Raw genomic sequence first — 17,014 nt, forward strand, 5'->3', positions numbered from 1 at the left:
ACCCGGGAGGGTGTGGGAGAGTAGGTCACCGCCGGACAACCATTAGGTCGAGAGCCTCCAGACACAGTCTGGAGGCTCTCCCACTTTAACCACCCCCCCCAAAAAACCCGTTCAACCGCCCCCACCGAATCACGGAACACCAGGACGCTCTCTCACATCCTGCACCGAAAACCCCGACGCTCTCTCACATCCCGGGCCCTTTCGGCGGACGCTCTCTCACTCCCTGCAAAGACCGGCCGGGCACCCAAACCCCGCACCGCCGTCGTAAACTCACCGGAAACTGAGAGAGCGTCCGGGATTCTCCCGCAAAAAGTGAGGAAGCGTCCGCCTGGCGGATAGCGGAGGGGGTCGGCGGACGCTGAAGAGGTTGCCCGACCGTTCGCCGGGGAAGAAGGGGGAGCGTCCGCTGATGGCGAAATAAGGGCTCGAAAGGCCTCAAAACCGGTGATTTACCTCAAAAAATGCCGGAAACACGCGGAATTTGCGGACCTGACCGCGGCAAGCTGGTAAGTTTTCGAACAGTGGCTTGTACGCATGCCGCGTGCAGGCTCCAGAAATCATGACCGTCCAGGAGGACATCAATGGCTAAGAACCGTAGTGAACTTGTTTCAGAGGTAGCAGGCAAGGCCGGCACCAGCCAGGCAGCCGTCAACTCCGTGCTGGATGCACTGTTCGAGGTTTTCGAGACCTCTGTCGCCGCGGGCGAGAAGATCACCATCCCGGGCTGGCTCGCAGTTGAGCGCACCGACCGTGCAGCCCGTACCGGCCGCAACCCGCAGACCGGCGAGACCATCCAGATCGCCGCTGGCCACAGCGTCAAGCTGACCGCTGGCTCCAAGCTGAAGGCTGCTGTCTCCAAGAAGTAGCATCCGGCGTCCAACGCTTGAAAGGGAGCGGCAACCTCAGGGTTGCCGCTCCCTTTGCTTTAACCGCAATCACGCCAGTCAGCAGCCAACCCTCCGATTCGCGGCGCAGGCACCCGTAGCGGACAATGGATAGGTGCCCTCAGCAGCAAAATCCCGCCCCACCCTTCCGCAGCCTTCCCCCCACCCGGGAAAGACCGGGGCAGCTGGCGGCGCTGCGGGCATTTCCCGGCCGTGGCAGTTCGCGGGCGTGGCAGCGCTCTTCCTGGGCCTTGCAGCAGCGCTCCTGTTCTCGGGAGCGGCCGCCGCACGCGAGGTGTCCGACCCCGGAGCCCTGATCCGCTGGGGGCTCCCCATCAGCAAGGCCCTCCACAACGTCTCCCTGGCTACAGTGATCGGCGGCCTGATCTTCGCCGTCGGTATCCTGCCGCGCAACGCCAACGGTTCCCGGTCCAAGGACACCAGCACCCCGGAGCACCCGGCGTTCTCCCGGGCACTGGCCGTGGCGGCGGCTGCCGGCGCTGCGTGGACGCTGTCCGCGATAGCGGTGCTGGTGCTGACCTACTCGGACGTGGCAGGCCAGTCCCTCTCCGGGGACGCCGAGTTCACGCGTGCTCTGGTCTACTTCATGACGGACATCGAGACCGGACGCGCGTGGCTTGCCGTCACCATCGTGGCTGCCGTCGTTACCACCGCGCTGTTTGGTGTGCGTTCCCTGACCGGGCTGGCCCTCACCCTTGTGCTGTCGCTCGTGGGCATGGTGCCCATCGCGCTGATCGGCCACTCCTCGAGCTCCAGCGACCATGAAGGCGCCATCAACTCCCTGGCATTGCACTTGGTCGGCGTGTCCGCATGGGTGGGCGGGATCATCATGCTGGCCGTCCTGTCCGGCATCCTGACCGGAGGCAACACCAGCGCCAAGGCAGACATCACCGAGCCCACGCTCCGCCGGTTCTCCTCCCTGGCCGGATTCGCCTTCGTGCTGGTCTTCGCCTCCGGTGTCATCAACGCGAGCATCCGGATCACCAGCTGGCACGATCTGTTCGGATCCGCGTACGGGCAAATGGTGCTGGCCAAGGCCGTGGCCACGCTCATGCTCGGCGGCATCGGCCTCATGCACCGCCAGTGGGTTATCCCGCAGCTCCACCGCAAGGGCGCCGCCCTGTCCGCCCGTCGGGTGCTGTGGCAGCTGGTCATTGCCGAACTGCTGATCATGGGCGCAACGTCCGGCATCGCCGTCGCCCTGGGCCGCTCGGCCCCGCCGCAGCCCACCACGTTCGCCCCGGACGCGTCCCCGGCCTTCATCCTCTCCGGCTATGAACTGCCGCCCGAGCTGACCCCGGAACGCTGGCTTACGGAATGGCGCCTGGACTGGCTGTGGATCGCCCTCGCTGTGTTTGGCCTGGTTTCGTACGTCCTCGGCGTAGCCAAGGTCCGGCGCCGGGGTGACAAATGGTTCTGGTTCCGCACCGTCAACTGGGTGATCGGGCTCCTGGTGCTCACCTACATCACGTCCGGCCCGCCGTCGGTCTACGGCCGGGTGCTCTTTTCCGCGCACATGGTGGACCACATGGCGCTCACCATGGTGGCTCCGATCTTCCTGGTGCTCGGTGCCCCCGTGACGCTCGCGCTGCGGGCCCTGCCGGCACGCGGCGACGGGTCACGCGGTATCCGTGAGTGGCTGCTGTTGTTTGTGCACTCCAGGCTCTCCCAACTGGTCACGCACCCGCTGTTCGCCGCCGCCAACTTCGCGGGCTCCATTGTGCTGTTCTACTACTCGGACGCCTTTGGCTACGCCATGCGGGACCACGTGGGCCACGAACTCATGAACCTGCACTTCGCCCTCACCGGCTACATCTTCGTCCTGAGCATGATCGGTACCGATCCGCTTCCCCGCCGCGCGCCCTACCCCATGCGCCTGGTGCTCCTGCTGGCCACCATGGGCTTCCACGCCTTCTTCGGCGTAGCGATCATGGGCGGCACCGGACTGCTGGCCGCGGACTACTTCGGCAACCTGGGCCGGGCCTGGGGGCCGTCTGCGCTGCTGGACCAGCAGATGGGCGGCGCAGTGGCCTGGGGAATCGGTGAAGTACCCACCCTCCTGGTGGCCATCGGTGTCGCCGTGATGTGGTCGCGCTCCGACGACCGGGAGTCCAAACGGACCGACCGGGCGGCCGACAGGAATAACGACGCCGATCTCACTGCTTACAACGATATGTTTGCCAAATTGGCTGAACGCGACGCCAAGCTGGCTGAACGCAACTCAAAGCTGGAAGGACGCTGATGAGCGAAACCGTACGCACCCACCTCCGGGTCCGCGCCTCCGAACTGGTGGGCCGTAACTGGCTGAACACCGGCGGGAAGTCCCTGGACCTCGAAGCCCTGCGCGGCAAGATCGTGCTCCTGGATTTCTGGACCTTCTGCTGCATCAACTGCCTGCACGTGCTCGACGAGTTGCGCCCTCTCGAAGAGAAGTACTCCGACGTCCTGGTGACCGTGGGCGTGCACTCCCCGAAGTTCGAGCACGAGGCCGATCCCGTTGCCCTTGCCGCCGCTGTGGAGCGCTACGAGATCCACCACCCGGTCCTGGACGATCCCGAGCTGGAAACCTGGAAGGCCTACACGGCCCGCGCCTGGCCCACGCTGGTCGTCATCGACCCCGAGGGCTACATCGTGGCCCACCTGTCCGGCGAAGGCCACGCTGACGGCCTATCCGTGCTGATCCCGGAACTCATCGCCGAGCACGAGGCGAAGGGGACCCTGCACCGCGGCAACGGCCCGTACGTGGCGCCGGAGCCGACGTCGGGCACGTTGCGGTTCCCGGGCAAAGCACTCTTCCTCCCCGCAGGCCGCGGAACCTCTGCCGGAAAGCCAGCCAGTGCGGAGGCCGACGCCAACACTCCCGACGCCGGCTCCTGGCTGGTCACGGACACCGGTCACCACCGCCTGGTAGAGCTGGACACTGATTTCCACACGGTGCTGCGCACCTACGGCTCCGGGACCAAGGGCCACGCTGACGGCCCCGGCTCCGACGTCGACTCCGTCAAGCCCACCGCTCAGTTCAACGAGCCGCAGGGCCTTGTCCTCCTGCCGGAAGACGTGGCAGCGAAGACCGGCTACGACGTCGTGATTGCCGACACCGTCAACCACCGCCTGCGCGGGCTGTCCCTCGCGGACGGAACCGTCACCACACTCGTCGGCAGCGGCGTGCAGCGCCTGCTGGAAACAGGGCCTGCACGCGTGGACGAGGACGCGGCCGGCTTCACCGGACGGCTCGGCGACCATCCCCTGGACGTTGCGCTGAGCTCGCCGTGGGACGTGGTGTGGTCCGCCAAGCTCAACGCCGTAGTCGTCGCCATGGCCGGTGTCCACCAGATCTTCAGCTTCGACCCCCTGTCCGGCGTCGTGTCCATCGTGGCCGGCAACGGGCTGGAGGGCCTCCTGGACGGCCCCGCCCACGAAGCCTGGTTCGCCCAGTCGTCCGGGCTGGCCGAGGACGCCGACGGCAACATCTGGGTGGCTGACTCCGAGACGTCCGCGCTGCGCAAACTGGTGATTGACGACGACGGTACGGTCACCGTGGAGTCCGCCGTCGGCAAGGGCCTGTTCGACTTCGGCTTCCGCGACGGACCGGCCGCTGAGGCGCGGCTGCAGCACCCGCTCGGCGTCACCGTGCTGCCCGACGGTTCCGTGGCGATTGCCGACACCTACAACGGCGCCGTCCGCCGCTACGACCCCGCGACCGGAACCGTGTCCACCCTTGCGCGGGGGCTGTCCGAGCCGTCCGACGTGATTGTGGACCACACGCACGTGGCCGGCTCTGAGCCGCTGCTGGTGGTGGTGGAAGCAAACAAGCACCAACTGGTCTACGTGCCCATCCCCAAGGAAGCGCAGCAGGTGGACGAGGGCGCAGTGCAGACCCACCGTCCCAAGAGCCCCGTTGCCCCCGGCACGCTGGAGCTCACGGTCCGCTTCACGGCGCCCACCGGGCAGAAGCTCGACGATCGCTGGGGCGACCCCACGCAGCTGAAGATCTCCTCCACCCCGCCCGAGCTGCTGGTTGCCGGCGGCGGCACGTCAGTGGGGCTGCGGCGGACGCTGGAGCTCTCCTCCGACGTTCCGGAGGGCATACTGCACATTACGGCGCGCGCCGCGGCCTGTGACGGCCCCGAAACGGCCGACGGCGAGATCCCCGATCACGCGGCGTGCCACCTGTACCAGCAGGACTGGGGCATCCCGGTGGTCCTGCAGGCCGACGGCGACAGTGAGCTGGTCCTGGACCTCCGCGGAATGGACTGAGGCCCCGCCGTCCATGGATGTTGAGCTGGCCCGGCTTTCGACCCCCTGGGGTTGGGAGCCGGGCCAGTTCTGTCAGGGACGACGTGCGCCACCAGCCAAGGAGCCGCCGGCAGCCTAGTAGCTCAGGAGCGGGGTGACCGTGATGGTGTCGCCGTCGACGTCGAGCCGCGTGGTGAAGCTGAAGTCGTGTTCCACGTTCAGGTCGGTCACGGCGCCGCTGAACAGGTCCGTTTGCTGGGCCTCCAACCGGGCCTTCCCGTCCAGCGGGGCCACCACCCAGCGGCCACCGAAGGGCTCAATGGACACCTTCGGGTACTCGCTTATGCTCCATTTGATGGTTCCCGGCGTCACCCGGTTGAACGTGGCGTGGTAGAACGGGCAGTCGGGCTGGAGCTTCTGTTCCTTCACGGCCGCCGCAGCGCAGGTGTCCAGGAATTCCTTGACCTTGGAGCCCACGGCGTCCTTCAGCCCTTGGGTGGCTTCCGTCAGGAGGCTCAGCGGGGCCGTGGGAACGTCGCGGCCGGACACCGTGGCACGGCTGGCCGGAGCTGCGAAGTATTCGCCGTTCAGGCTGGCCTCGTACTCGCCGGGATAAAAGACGGCGAAGGAATTGCGGCCGTTGGGCATGTTCACCGGGACGCCGTTGAGCGTGGCCTGGCTGGAGTTGACCACGGTGACTTCCAGGACAGGCAGCGATGCCGGCACGAACGCCCACTTGTTGAAGAAGAGCCATTCGGTCCCGGTCCGCTCCAGCAGGAACTCGGTGCTCAGCCTGCTGCCGTCGATGGTGTACTCCATGGGGACCATGACCTGGTTTCCGGGACGCTCCTGGGTCTCACCGAACTTCACGTTGGTGACGCGGGAAGCGGCCGTCTGGAGCGCTGTTCCGTCGAGCATGGCGGCGTCGCTCTGCGGCACGGAAGCGCGCAGGAGACCCAGCGCTTTTTCGCCCTCGCCCTTCTGCAAAGCGTCCAGATATTCGCGCACGGGCTGCTCGGGACCAGCCACTGAGGCGTTCACCAGGTTGACCGCCACGACGGCTCCGGCGATGGCAAGCATAAGGCCCAACAGCCACCCGGCCGCGATCCTCACCAACGCTTGACTCATCTGCACGCACCTTACGTTACCTGCAAGGCGCCTGAAAGCAGGTGTGGAGGCCGTCCCTTGTGACACCGCCCGGCTGCTGCCGGACAGTACGACGGCGGCTTGCCGCCCTTAACGGCGGCGCCTGGCGGAGGTGCCGAAAACGCCCCGCAACAGCTCCCGGCCCAGTTGGGTTCCGAGCGAGCGGGCCATGCTTTTGAGGCCACCGCCGAGCGCGCCGCCCAGGGCCCCGGCGAGGTCGCCCACCATTCCTCCGCCTGATTCCTGCGGGGCCGGGGGCGCTGTGCGCTCCGCACGCCGGGCCCGTTCCGGCGCCGGAGCCGGCCTGCTGCTGGGCCGGCCCAGGATTTCTTCCTCAATGCGGCGGGCGTCGGCGTCAACGGCGGCCTGGTCCATGGTTCCGGGAACGGGGCTGTTGGGCACGAACACCCCTGTGGAAGGTGTGGGCGGCTGGCCGGGGGCTGCAGCTCCGGTGCTGGTGGCGGACTTTCCGGAGATCTTCTCGTAGGCGGAGATGCTGTCCACCGCCGTGCCGTATTTGGGGAGCAGGGCGGACCCGGCCGCGGTGCTCTTGACCAGCTCATCGGTGCTGGGACCCATCACTGATTCCGGCGCCCGCAGCCGGGTCAACGCAACCGGAGTGGGGGCGCCCTTCTCGTTCATCACCGTGATGACGGCTTCGCCGATGCCGGCCGACGTGAGTGTCTCTTCGAGGTCGTAGTCGCTCACCGGGAACGTGGACACGGTGGCTTTCAGGGCTTTGGCGTCCTCCGGCGTGAAGGCCCTCAACGCGTGCTGGATGCGGTTGGCCAGCTGGCCCAGGACATCGGCCGGAACATCCTTCGGCGTCTGGGTGACGAAGAAAATCCCCACGCCCTTGGACCGGATGAGCCGGACGGTGGTGGTGATGGCCTCCAGGAACGCCTTGGAGGCGTCGTTGAACAGCAGGTGCGCCTCGTCGAGGAAGAAGACCAGCTTCGGTTTGTCCAGGTCACCCGCTTCGGGCAGGTCCTCGAAGAGGTCAGCGAGCAGCCACATCAGGAAGGTGGAGAACACCATGGGCTTGGTCTGCAGCGTGGGCAGTTCCAGGCAGGTGATGACGCCGCGGCCGTCGGGAGCCGTGCGAAGCAGTTCGGCGGTATCGAATTCGGGCTCACCGAAGAAGGCCTCCATGCCCTGCGCTTCAAGCGTCACCAATTCACGGAGAATGACGCCGGCCGTCGCCTTGGAGAGGCCTCCCAGGTCCTCGAGCTCGTCCTTGCCCTCGTCCGAGGTGAGGAACTGGATCACGGCCCGGAGGTCCTTGAGGTCGATCAGTTCCAGGTTGTTCTTGTCTGCAAAGTGGAAGACCAGCTGCAGGCTGGATTCCTGGGTGTCGTTGAGTTCCATGACGCGCGAGAGCAGGATGGGGCCGAAGGACGTGATGGTGGCCCGGACGGGGATGCCGTTACCGTCCCCGCCGAGGGCCAGGAATTCCACCGGGAAAGTCCTGCCCGCCCAGGCCTGGCCGATGCTGTCCGTGCGCGCTTTGAGTTTCTCGTTGCCCGTTGCCGCGGTGGCCAGACCGGACAGGTCTCCCTTGATGTCGGCCAGGAACACCGGAACCCCGGCAGAGGACAGCTGCTCCGCCATCATGTGCAGCGTGACGGTCTTGCCCGTTCCTGTTGCGCCGGCCACCAGCCCGTGCCTGTTCATCATGGCCAGAGGCAGCCGGACGGGGGCATCCTTGTGCAGTTCGCCGTCGACGATGGCGGCTCCCAGCTCGATGGTGGCGCCTTCCAAGGTGTACCCCTTTTGGATGGTGGCGACTTTATCTGCAGTGGATTTCATGGCCATGCCGATAGCTTAGCCGCGCGGCTCCAGATCTTTCGTGAAAGCCAGGAATTTGATGGTTTCGGGATCCGCGGCCAGGTCGAACTGCGGCTCGTAGCCGGAGTTCAGATAGAGATATTTGGCCTCGGGCTGCCGCGGGCCGGTGGTCAGGTACACCCGGCTGTAACCGCGGTGGGCTGCCAGGGTTTCCAGCTCGGCCAGCACGAACCGGGCCAGCCCGCGGCGGCGGTGTGCAGAATGCGTCCAGATCCGTTTGAACTCCGCCGTCTTGGGCCCGTGCCGGCGGAATGCCCCGCCCGCCACGGATTCGCCGTTTTCCTGGACGATGAGCAGCGCACCGCCGGGCGCGGCAAATTCAGCCGCAGGGTAGCGGTTGAGCTCCTCGGCCGCCGCTCCCCGCCCAAACAGGTTCCCGTACCGGGCGTCGTACTCCCGGGCGAGCTCGTCCAGCAGCGGCCGGACCCGCACATCATGCATGGGCAGGTTAAGCACAGCCAGTGCCGACTCCTGCACACGGGCCGGCGGGGCGGTTAGTTGTTCCATGATTGAGCCTTTCCCGAGGCGGCCGGGACAGCCGCCGCTTCAACTTCACCGCGTTCGCTGTCACGGCGTCCACTGTCCCCGCTTAGGTCCCGTGCCAGCAAGCCAAGGATCCGCCGCGCGAGGGCATCGTTTTCCCGGAACGGGGCGGCATTCGTTCCGGGGCGGGCAAAGGCGCCGGCGCCCCAGCCGGAGGTGTTGGGCCCGACGGCGAACAGCCTGGGGTTGGGTTCGCCCAGCGGGCCGACGAGCTCGTTGGCCCCGGACACCAGCAGCCGCCCGGTTGCATGGAGGCCTTCGGCCGTGAGGACCGTCTGCTCGCTGCCCAGCCCGGAGCTGTGCAAATAACGCAGCAGCGGGTTATCGGAGCCTGTCACAGCCGGCGACGGCAGCCGCGCCTCGATCAGGGCCTTCGCCGACACCCGCACGGCGCCGCGGACGGAGCTGGCCACGAACTGCCCGGACACTTCATCAGCGGTAATCTCCAGCCCCGGCCCGATGAACCGCAGCAGCCCTGCGCGGTGGAGCGCCAGCAGCTCCCGCAAACGCTGCGGCGGAGGCCCGGAGTCAACGAAGCTGAAGAAGCCGTGCCACCAGCCATGGACCGTATGCTGCGACCGCGCGTTCAGGCGTTCGGCCGGTACCAGCCGGCCCAGGTCCATGTAGACCCTGAGCAGTGCGGTGAACAGGGCCAGCGTCTCAGAGTGGTCCGGGCTGGTCCGCAGCCGGAGGTCGTTCTCGATGTAGCCGGCCACCGCACGCTGCACGTCGTCCGGACCGGCAAAGTCCCCTCCGGCAGTATCCAACCCTGTAAGGGGCCGGTCCAGCTGCTCGAAGTCGAGGTGGAATGCAGCGTCCGGGACCGACTCGAGCACCAGCCGCTCGCGTTCGGGGCTGTACCAGTCCAGCGCGGCGAAACGGTCCGAGAATTCGTCCCAGCTGATGCTCACGCGTTCCGGGTAGCCCGTGAAGATTTCCCGGTAATAGCCGTAGCCGGCGTCCTTGGCGATCAGCGGCCAGAGCTGTGTGCGGAAGTCCAGTTCCCCGTGCCTCGCCAGCAACTCCTGGATGGCGGCGGCCGTGAAGAACCGGGGGTCGCCGGCCGCTTCCCCGCGGAGCGCGGAGGAAATCTTGGAATGGTAGGGGACCCCGCGCCGCGAACCTGCCCAGAGCCGCGGTTCAGCCCCGGACGGAACGTACGCCAGGCCGCCGTCGGGCGTTTCCTGGAAGCGTCCGCCCCGCCCTTCCGTCAGCAGGACCACAAGGTCCACGAACGCCAGCCCCATGCCGGAGACGATCACGTCCTGGCCGGCGGCCACCCCTGAATAGTCGACGTCGGTGGTGTAGCTGGGTGCCGCATGGAACCCCCCGTGCCGGGCGGCAAAGGCAGCCCGGCCGGCGGACGCCTCGTCGGGCAGCGAATCGGTGTGGCCCAGGGCGGAAACCACGACGTCGGCGTCAACCGTGCCGCCTCCGGCCAGACGAAGGCGGTACCCGGCAGTGCCTTTACCCCCGGCGCCCGCACCGTCGTCGGAATCGATCCGTACGGCGGTATCCCGATGCACGGTGACCCGGACGTCCGGACCCAGGCCCGAGACGGCCCGCCGGAAAAACCACTCCAGGTACACACTCTGCAGCTGGCGCGTCGGGAAGGTGGCGCCGGTCAGGGCACGCAGCTGCCGCCTGAGCTCCGGAGGGAGCCGGGGAACGTCCGCGATGGTGCCGTCCAGCACTCCGGCGGCCCACGCGGCCAGTCCGGGGCCGTCCGCGGCCGGTCCCGCGCAGGCGACCGAGGCGTCCGTGAACATGGTGATGTCCGCCGCCGCGGAGTTGAGCAGGAGGCCCGGGTGCTGGTCGTAGCGCCAGATCCTGCCCGAGCCGGGAACGTGGGGCTCGATGACGTGGATTGCCAGGGGCCGGGCGAACAGCTCCGGCCGGTTAGCCGCGAGGCGTTCCAGGATGCCGGCTGTCCGTGGACCGCCGCCGACAAAGGCCACGGAGGGGATGGTCGCTGGCACGGCTGGACTCCTGTTCAGGCGGGGTGGTCTGGCCCGGCCACGTTTTCAGGGTGGCCCGGGGCCCTCATGCTAGGCAGCGGATCGGGCCGTGGTCGAGGCTCCGGTCACGCCCGTTCACGCCGCGTAACGGTGCGTAAATCCGCGCAAGAAAGCGACTCATGACGCCGCAAGAACCCCTGTGAACCAATGCAACATGCCGCCTTGCTGCGGGTTTCCGGCGTCCCTAGATTTGCAGCCAACCCGACCTGAAATTCCAATCTGACAGACAACAAGAAGAAGCGAGGTGGCGCATGAGTTCAACAGCAACCCGGGCAGCGCAGTCCGCAGCGGGGCCGGCGTCCGCCGGAACTGACGTAAGTGTCCCCACCCCGGGTCCGTCCGCGGACCCGGGAAGCCCCAAAGCGCCCCAATCCCGGCAGGCCGCCACAGACTATGCCGATTACCGCCTGGTCCCCGCCCGCCACCCGTGGCGCTGGGTGGGCACCGCCGTCGTCGCCCTGGGACTGGCAGCGGTGGTGTGGTCCCTGGCAACGAACCCGCGCTGGGAATGGGGAGTGGTGGCCCAGTGGTTCACCGCGCAGTCGGTGGTCAACGGGCTGCTGGAGACCCTCAAGCTCACCGCCATCTCCGGCGCGCTCGGCTTCATTCTCGGCTTCATCCTCGCGCTGATGCGGCTCTCCGCCTCCCCGCTGCTGGTTTCGGTGTCCTGGACCTTCTCGTGGATCTTCCGCTCCACCCCGCTGCTGGTGCAGATGCTGCTCTGGTACAACCTTGGCTACCTCTACGAGAAGATCAGCCTGGGGATTCCCTTCACGGACGTCCGCTTCTTCGAAGTCCAGACCACCACACTGATCAGCCAGTTTGCGGCAGCAGTGCTGGGCCTGACCCTGAACCAGGCAGCGTACTCGGCCGAAATCATCCGCGGGGGCATCCTGTCGGTGGACCAGGGCCAGCTGGAAGCAGCCGCAGCCCTGGGGATCCCCGCCTGGCGCCGCTCCACCCGGATCGTCCTGCCCCAGGCCATGCGGGCCATCCTTCCCACGGCCTTCAACGAAATCATCGGCCTGGTCAAGGGCACCTCCATCGTTTACGTCCTGGCGTACTCGGAGCTGTTCTACACCGTCCAGGTCATCTACAACCGCACCCAGCAGGTGCTTCCCCTGCTCCTGGTGGCCACCCTCTGGTACGTGGTGATCACCTCCGTGCTGAGCGTCTTCCAGTACTACATCGAGCGTCACTATTCGAAGGGCGCCGTGCGGACCCTCCCGCTGACGCCGCTCCAGAAGGCCCGCAGGTTCTTCGCCACCCACGCTGCCGTTACCGACAACCGAGCAAAGGGCACCCGATGAGCGCCGCAGTCACTGAAACCGCCCAGGCGGCAACCGAAATCGCCGGCCCCGCCACCACCCGCGGGCTCGTGGAAATCACCAAGGTCCGCAAGTCCTTCGGTGCCACCGAAGTCCTCCAAGGCATCACGCTGACCGTGGAGCCGGGCGGCGTGGCCGTCATCGTGGGGCCCTCCGGGTCCGGCAAGTCCACCCTGCTGCGCACCATCAACCACCTGGAAAAGGTGGACGGCGGATTCATCGCCATCGACGGCGAACTGGTGGGCTACGAGGTCCGCGGGAAACGCCTCCACGAACTGCGCGAGAAGGAGATCCTCAAGCAGCGGACCGAAATCGGCATGGTGTTCCAAAACTTCAACCTCTTTCCGCACCTCACGGCGCTGGAGAACGTCACCGAGGCCCCCGTCGTCGCCCAGGGCCGGTCTAAAGCCGAAGCCCGTGCACGCGGGCTGGAACTGCTGGACCGGGTGGGTCTCAAGGACCGGGCCGGCGCCTACCCGCGCCAGCTGTCCGGCGGCCAGCAGCAGCGCGTGGCCATCGCCCGCGCCCTGGCCCTGGACCCCAAGATCCTCCTCTTCGACGAACCCACGTCCGCCTTGGACCCCGAACTCGTCAACGAGGTCCTGGACGTCATCCGGGAGCTCGCCAAGTCCGGAACAACACTGATCATCGTCACCCACGAGATGGGCTTCGCCCGCGACGTGGCGGACACCGTGGTTTTTATGGACCAGGGACAGATCGTGGAACAGGGCGCACCCCAGGACATCTTCACCAACCCGCAGGAAGAACGCACCCGGAGTTTCTTCTCCAAGGTGATCGAGCCCGCTTTCAACATCTAAAGGAAGTCCCCATGGCACTCTCCACCTTCCGGCGCAACCGCAGCGGCCGCCCGCGCACCCTGGCGGCGCTGCCCGCCGTCGTCCTCCTCGGAACCCTTTCCGGGACGCTGGCGCTGACCGGCTGCTCCGATCCAGGGGCAGCGGCTTCGGGTTCCGCGTCCAGCAAAACATCCGCGACGGCGGCACGCAACGGCGTCGTCTACAACACCTCGCCGGACCAGCAGCGGATCCGGGCGGAAAAGGATGCGGCGCTCGCCGCCAAGGTCCCCGAGCTGATCGGCAAGGACGGCAAGCTCACCGTGGCCACAACGGCCGGGTCCATCCCGCTGTCCTTCCACGCCACGGACGACAAGACACCCATTGGCTCCGAGCTGGACATTGCGCAGCTCGTGGCGGACAAGCTGGGCCTGGAGCTGGACGTCCAGGTCACGTCGTGGGAGAACTGGCCGCTGAAGACCCAGTCCGGCGACTTCGAAGCGGTGTTTTCCAACGTGGGCATCAACGCAGCACGGGTGAAGCTGTTCGACTTCGCCAGCTACCGGGCCGCGTACATGGGCTTCGAGGCGAAGAAGAGCTCCTCCTATGACATCAAGGGCGCTGACGACATCTCCGGCCTGAAGATCTCCGTGGGTTCCGGCACCAACCAGGAGAAGATCCTGCTGGCATGGAACAAGGAACTGGAGGGCAAAGGCAAGGCGCCGGCAGTGCTCCAGTACTACTCATCGGATGCTGACACAATCCTGGCACTGTCCTCGGGCCGCACCGACCTGAACATCGCGCCCTACCCGTCCACGGTGTACCGCGAAAACACCCGGGACGACCTGAAGATCGTGGGCAAGGTCAACGCCGGCTGGCCGTCCGAGACGCTTGTGGCTGCCACGTCGCTGAAGGGCAACGGCCTCGCTCCGGTCATCACGGAGGCGCTGAACTCCGCCATTAAGGACGGATCGTACGGCAAGGTCCTGGAACGCTGGGGCCTGTCCGAGGAAGCCCTGCCGGAGTCCAAAACCGTCACCGAGGCGAACTTCGGTATCACCCAGGCAGGGAAAACACAGTGAAATTCCAGGTCCTGGACATCATCCCGCACCTTAAGAATCCCGTAACGGGGGCGATAGTCTCCGCCGCGGACCGGCTCAACCAGGTGGTGCAGACGGCCCGGCGTGCGGAAGAACTGGGGTACGACAGCTTCTCCGTCGGCGAGCGGCACGCCGGCGAGTTCATCTCCTCCTCGCCCACCACCGTGCTGGCCGCCATCGCGGCGGTCACCAACACGATCCGGCTGCAGAGCGGCGTGACGGTGCTTGCCGTCCTGGACCCCGTTCGCGTGGCGGAGGACTACGCCACCATCGACCAGCTCAGCCGCGGCCGGCTGGAGCTGGTGATCGGCAAAGGCAACGAGGTCCTGCAATACCCGCTGTTCGGGCTGGACCTGGACGACCAGTGGGAGCTGCTGGCCGAAAAGTACGGGCTGCTGCGGCGTTTGTGGCGCGAGGATAACGTCACCTGGTCCGGCCGCTTCCGCAGCCCGCTGACCGAGCCGGTCACCACCACGCCCCGCCCGTACGCCGGCGCACCACGCGTCTGGCACGGCTCAGCCACCACCCTGACCTCCGCAGCGCTCGCGGCCAAGTGGGGCGATCCGCTGTTCACGGCCAACGCCATCCAGCCCCGGGAAAACTACCACGTGCTGATCGAGCACTACCGCGAGGAGTATGAACGGCACGGACACGATCTGCGGCATCAGTACCTTGGGTCGGGCAGCGGCGCAGGCGGTTTATTCATCGCTGACACCACGCAGGAGGCGAAACGCCAGTTCGGTCCCGTGTACGAGGCGTTGACGGCGGGCAGGAACGTGCCGGGCAACAACTCCCCGTTCCGCGACATCGACCACGCTGTAGCGGAGGGGCCCGCCCTGGTGGGCAGCCCGGAGCAGGTGATCGACAAGATCCTCCGCTACCACGAGGTCTACGGCCACGACCTGCAGTCCATCTCCCTGCCCACCACGCTGCCGTTCGAGCAGCAGCTCGACATCCTCGAACGGTTCGCCCTCGAGGTCATCCCCGCGGTCCGGGCCGCCGCGCCCACGAGCCTGTGGGAGGCCCGGGATCCTTTCGGTGGCCGTCCGGAGTCTGCCGGAGCCGCCGAACCCGACGCCGCCGCGGCCGTCACCGCCGACCACGACAACTACAGGAGCGACCATGCCCACGTCTACGCACACTGAAAATTCGTCCCGCCGGGCTGAGTCCCAGCAAGATGCGTTCGCCACGGCCTGGGCCGAATGGCACGACGCCCACGAACGCCGCCGGGCTGACCCCCACGGCTTCCTCGCCGTCACGCACCTGCACTGGCTCGGCGCCGAACCCGCCCGTCTCGACGGCGTTCCCGGCACCTGGCGTGTGGAGGATGACGCCGTCCGACTGGTTTTGGGGCCCGGCGAAAGCCTGCAGCGTGACGGCAGGGAACTGAACCCCGACGGCGGTGCCACCGTGGAGTTCGGACCCATCGCCGAACGCGACGGCATCAACCTCACCGCGGGGGACACCGTCGTCGAGCTCGCCAAGCGCGGCGGCGAATACATCGTCCGGCCGCGGCACCCCGAGAACCCGCTGCTCAGGGAATACCGGGGCACACCGGCCTACGCGCCGGACCCCGCGTTCGCCGTCGAAGGCACGTTCGTGCCGTTCGCCGAGCCGCGCGCCACGACCGTGGGCGCCGCCGTTGAGGGCATTCAGCACGTGTACGAGGCCCCGGGGGAAGTCAGGTTCCGCCTGGGGAACCGCGAGCTGGCGCTGACAGCGTTCAACGGCCACGCGCCGGGCAGCCTGTCGGTGCTGTTCACCGACCAGACGTCCGGAAAGACCACGTACGCGGCCAACCGGTCGCTGACCATTGCGGCACCCGCGCCGGACGGCACGGTCAGCCTGGACTTCAACCGGGCAGTGAACCTGCCGTGCGCCTACACCGACCTGGCCACGTGCCCGCTGCCGCCTGCCGAGAACCGCCTGCCCGTGCCCGTCGAGGCAGGCGAGAAGACCCCCACCGAACGTCAGGACGCATGATGAGCAACGCAACCAAGGCTCCCGCCGGCTGGGGCTTCCTGGCCCTGGAACTCGACGGCGCCACCGGCGGCGCGGCCGGAGGAGTCACAGTGGGGGGCCCGGCGCTCGCCGCTGCCGTGCTGGCCGCCGAGTCAGCCGGTTTCCACGCAGTGACCTTCCGGGACTCCCCGGAGGCCGGACGGCTGAACGCGCTGCAGCGAGCCGCTTTCGCCGGCCCCCTGACCCGGTCCATCGCCCTGATCCCGGAGGTGGATACGGCCTACACCGAGCCGTTCCATGTTTCCACCCAGCTGGCCAGCCTGGACTACGTGACCGGCGGGCGGGCCGGGTGGATTGCCACCGCGGACGATGACCGCGCGGCGGCAGCCGCCGTCGGACGCCGTCACGTCACAGGTGCAGGCCTTGCCCGGGAGGCCGCCGCCTCCATCGAGGTGAGCCGCAGGCTGTGGGATTCCTGGGAGGACGACGCCGTGATCCGCGACGTCGCCACCGGCCGCTACGTCCACGCCGGGAAGCTGCACTACGCGGACTTCGACGGCCCCGGATACTCGGTCAAGGGCCCGTCCATCATTCCGCGCCCCCTGCAGGGGCAAGTGCCCGTGCTGGTGCCGGCGTCCCTGGCCGGAGACGGCCTGGTTGAGCCGACCGCGGTGGACGCCGTCCTGGTCTCGGCCCCCACACCTGAGCTCCTCACGGACGAGGTCCGCGAGGTGAGGGAACGGCTGGGCGGCCGGGCGCCCGCCGTCGTGGTGGAGCTCGACGTCGTCCTGGACGCCCGCGGACAGAGCGCCGCCCAGCGGCTTGCGGGAGCGGACCTGCCCGGCGTGCAGCCTGCCGGTGCCGCTCTGTCCGGCACTGGCCGGGCGCGCTTCGCCGGGTCCCCGGCTGCCCTGGCCGACCTGCTTACCGAGCTGCTGGATGTGGCTGACGGCGTCCGCCTGCATCCCGCCGGGCTAGCTGTGGACCTCGAGGAACTGTCCCGCCTGGTGCTTCCGGAACTCCGCCGCCGCGGAGTCCTGGCCCCGGTGCCCCTGGACGGTACCTTGCGGGACCTGCTGGGCCTGGAAAGGCCAGCCAGCCGCTACGCCGCAACCGCCGTCGGAAATTGAGGAA

Annotated in this window: 13 protein-coding genes; 9 read left to right on the plus strand and 4 right to left on the minus strand. The window is 67.6% G+C overall.

Annotated elements, in window-relative coordinates; genetic code table 11:
• Nucleotides 1–581: 581 nt before the first annotated feature.
• From AB0N24_RS10890 to AB0N24_RS10900, 3 genes are all read left to right on the plus strand, one after another.
• Complete coding sequence (locus tag AB0N24_RS10890; protein ID WP_028271010.1) at nt 582–866, plus strand: HU family DNA-binding protein; 285 nt, start codon at nt 582–584, stop codon at nt 864–866.
• A gap of 133 nt (nt 867–999) precedes the next feature.
• Nucleotides 1,000–3,147 (plus strand): cytochrome c oxidase assembly protein, encoded by a 2,148-nt coding sequence (locus tag AB0N24_RS10895; RefSeq protein ID WP_364123669.1) that lies wholly within the window; start codon nt 1,000–1,002, stop codon nt 3,145–3,147.
• Nucleotides 3,147–5,162 (plus strand): NHL domain-containing thioredoxin family protein, encoded by a 2,016-nt coding sequence (locus AB0N24_RS10900; RefSeq protein ID WP_364123671.1) that lies wholly within the window; start codon nt 3,147–3,149, stop codon nt 5,160–5,162. The genes AB0N24_RS10895 and AB0N24_RS10900 overlap by 1 nt, the downstream gene beginning before the upstream one ends.
• Before the next feature lie 114 nt (nt 5,163–5,276).
• On the opposite strand, the gene AB0N24_RS10905 is transcribed toward AB0N24_RS10900, so the two are convergent.
• The 4 genes from AB0N24_RS10905 to AB0N24_RS10920 form a co-directional block, all read right to left on the minus strand.
• Entirely contained in the window at nt 5,277–6,269 is a 993-nt protein-coding gene (locus AB0N24_RS10905) for a hypothetical protein (RefSeq protein WP_364123673.1), read from the minus strand.
• Between the two features lie 108 nt (nt 6,270–6,377).
• Complete coding sequence (locus AB0N24_RS10910; RefSeq protein WP_364123675.1) at nt 6,378–8,102, minus strand: helicase HerA-like domain-containing protein; 1,725 nt, start codon at nt 8,100–8,102, stop codon at nt 6,378–6,380.
• Between the two features lie 9 nt (nt 8,103–8,111).
• Nucleotides 8,112–8,642, minus strand: a complete 531-nt coding sequence (locus AB0N24_RS10915; RefSeq protein WP_364123677.1) for a GNAT family N-acetyltransferase — start codon at nt 8,640–8,642, stop codon at nt 8,112–8,114.
• Nucleotides 8,630–10,657: an FAD/NAD(P)-binding protein gene (locus AB0N24_RS10920; RefSeq protein WP_364123679.1), complete on the minus strand. Its 2,028-nt coding sequence runs from the start codon at nt 10,655–10,657 to the stop codon at nt 8,630–8,632. The genes AB0N24_RS10915 and AB0N24_RS10920 overlap by 13 nt, the downstream gene beginning before the upstream one ends.
• A 290-nt stretch (nt 10,658–10,947) precedes the next feature.
• Here AB0N24_RS10920 and AB0N24_RS10925 point away from each other — a divergent pair, with 290 nt between their 5' ends.
• The 6 genes from AB0N24_RS10925 to AB0N24_RS10950 are packed head-to-tail and all read left to right on the plus strand — an operon-like array spanning nt 10,948 to nt 17,010.
• Entirely contained in the window at nt 10,948–12,006 is a 1,059-nt protein-coding gene (locus AB0N24_RS10925; RefSeq protein WP_364123681.1) for an amino acid ABC transporter permease, read from the plus strand.
• A complete protein-coding gene (locus AB0N24_RS10930) occupies nt 12,003–12,842 on the plus strand; it encodes an amino acid ABC transporter ATP-binding protein (protein WP_364123683.1) in 840 nt (279 codons plus the stop codon). Before AB0N24_RS10925 ends, AB0N24_RS10930 begins: the two co-directional genes overlap by 4 nt.
• 11 nt (nt 12,843–12,853) lie before the next feature.
• On the plus strand, nt 12,854–13,900 hold the full coding sequence (locus AB0N24_RS10935) for a transporter substrate-binding domain-containing protein (protein ID WP_364123685.1): 1,047 nt from the start codon (nt 12,854–12,856) through the stop codon (nt 13,898–13,900).
• Nucleotides 13,897–15,063 carry an LLM class flavin-dependent oxidoreductase gene (locus AB0N24_RS10940; RefSeq protein ID WP_364123687.1) on the plus strand — a complete coding sequence of 389 codons (1,167 nt, stop codon included), beginning with the start codon at nt 13,897–13,899 and terminating at the stop codon, nt 15,061–15,063. The genes AB0N24_RS10935 and AB0N24_RS10940 overlap by 4 nt, the downstream gene beginning before the upstream one ends.
• Nucleotides 15,041–15,901: a DUF1684 domain-containing protein gene (locus tag AB0N24_RS10945; RefSeq protein ID WP_364123689.1), complete on the plus strand. Its 861-nt coding sequence runs from the start codon at nt 15,041–15,043 to the stop codon at nt 15,899–15,901. The genes AB0N24_RS10940 and AB0N24_RS10945 overlap by 23 nt, the downstream gene beginning before the upstream one ends.
• The gene (locus tag AB0N24_RS10950; RefSeq protein ID WP_364123691.1) at nt 15,901–17,010 is read left to right on the plus strand and encodes an LLM class flavin-dependent oxidoreductase; all 1,110 of its coding nucleotides are present in this window, start codon (nt 15,901–15,903) and stop codon (nt 17,008–17,010) included. Before AB0N24_RS10945 ends, AB0N24_RS10950 begins: the two co-directional genes overlap by 1 nt.
• The last annotated feature ends 4 nt before the right edge of the window (nt 17,011–17,014 follow it).

Origin of the sequence: Arthrobacter sp. NPDC093128, from assembly GCF_040683875.1 — a bacterium.
Classification (GTDB): Bacteria; Actinomycetota; Actinomycetes; order Actinomycetales; family Micrococcaceae; genus Arthrobacter.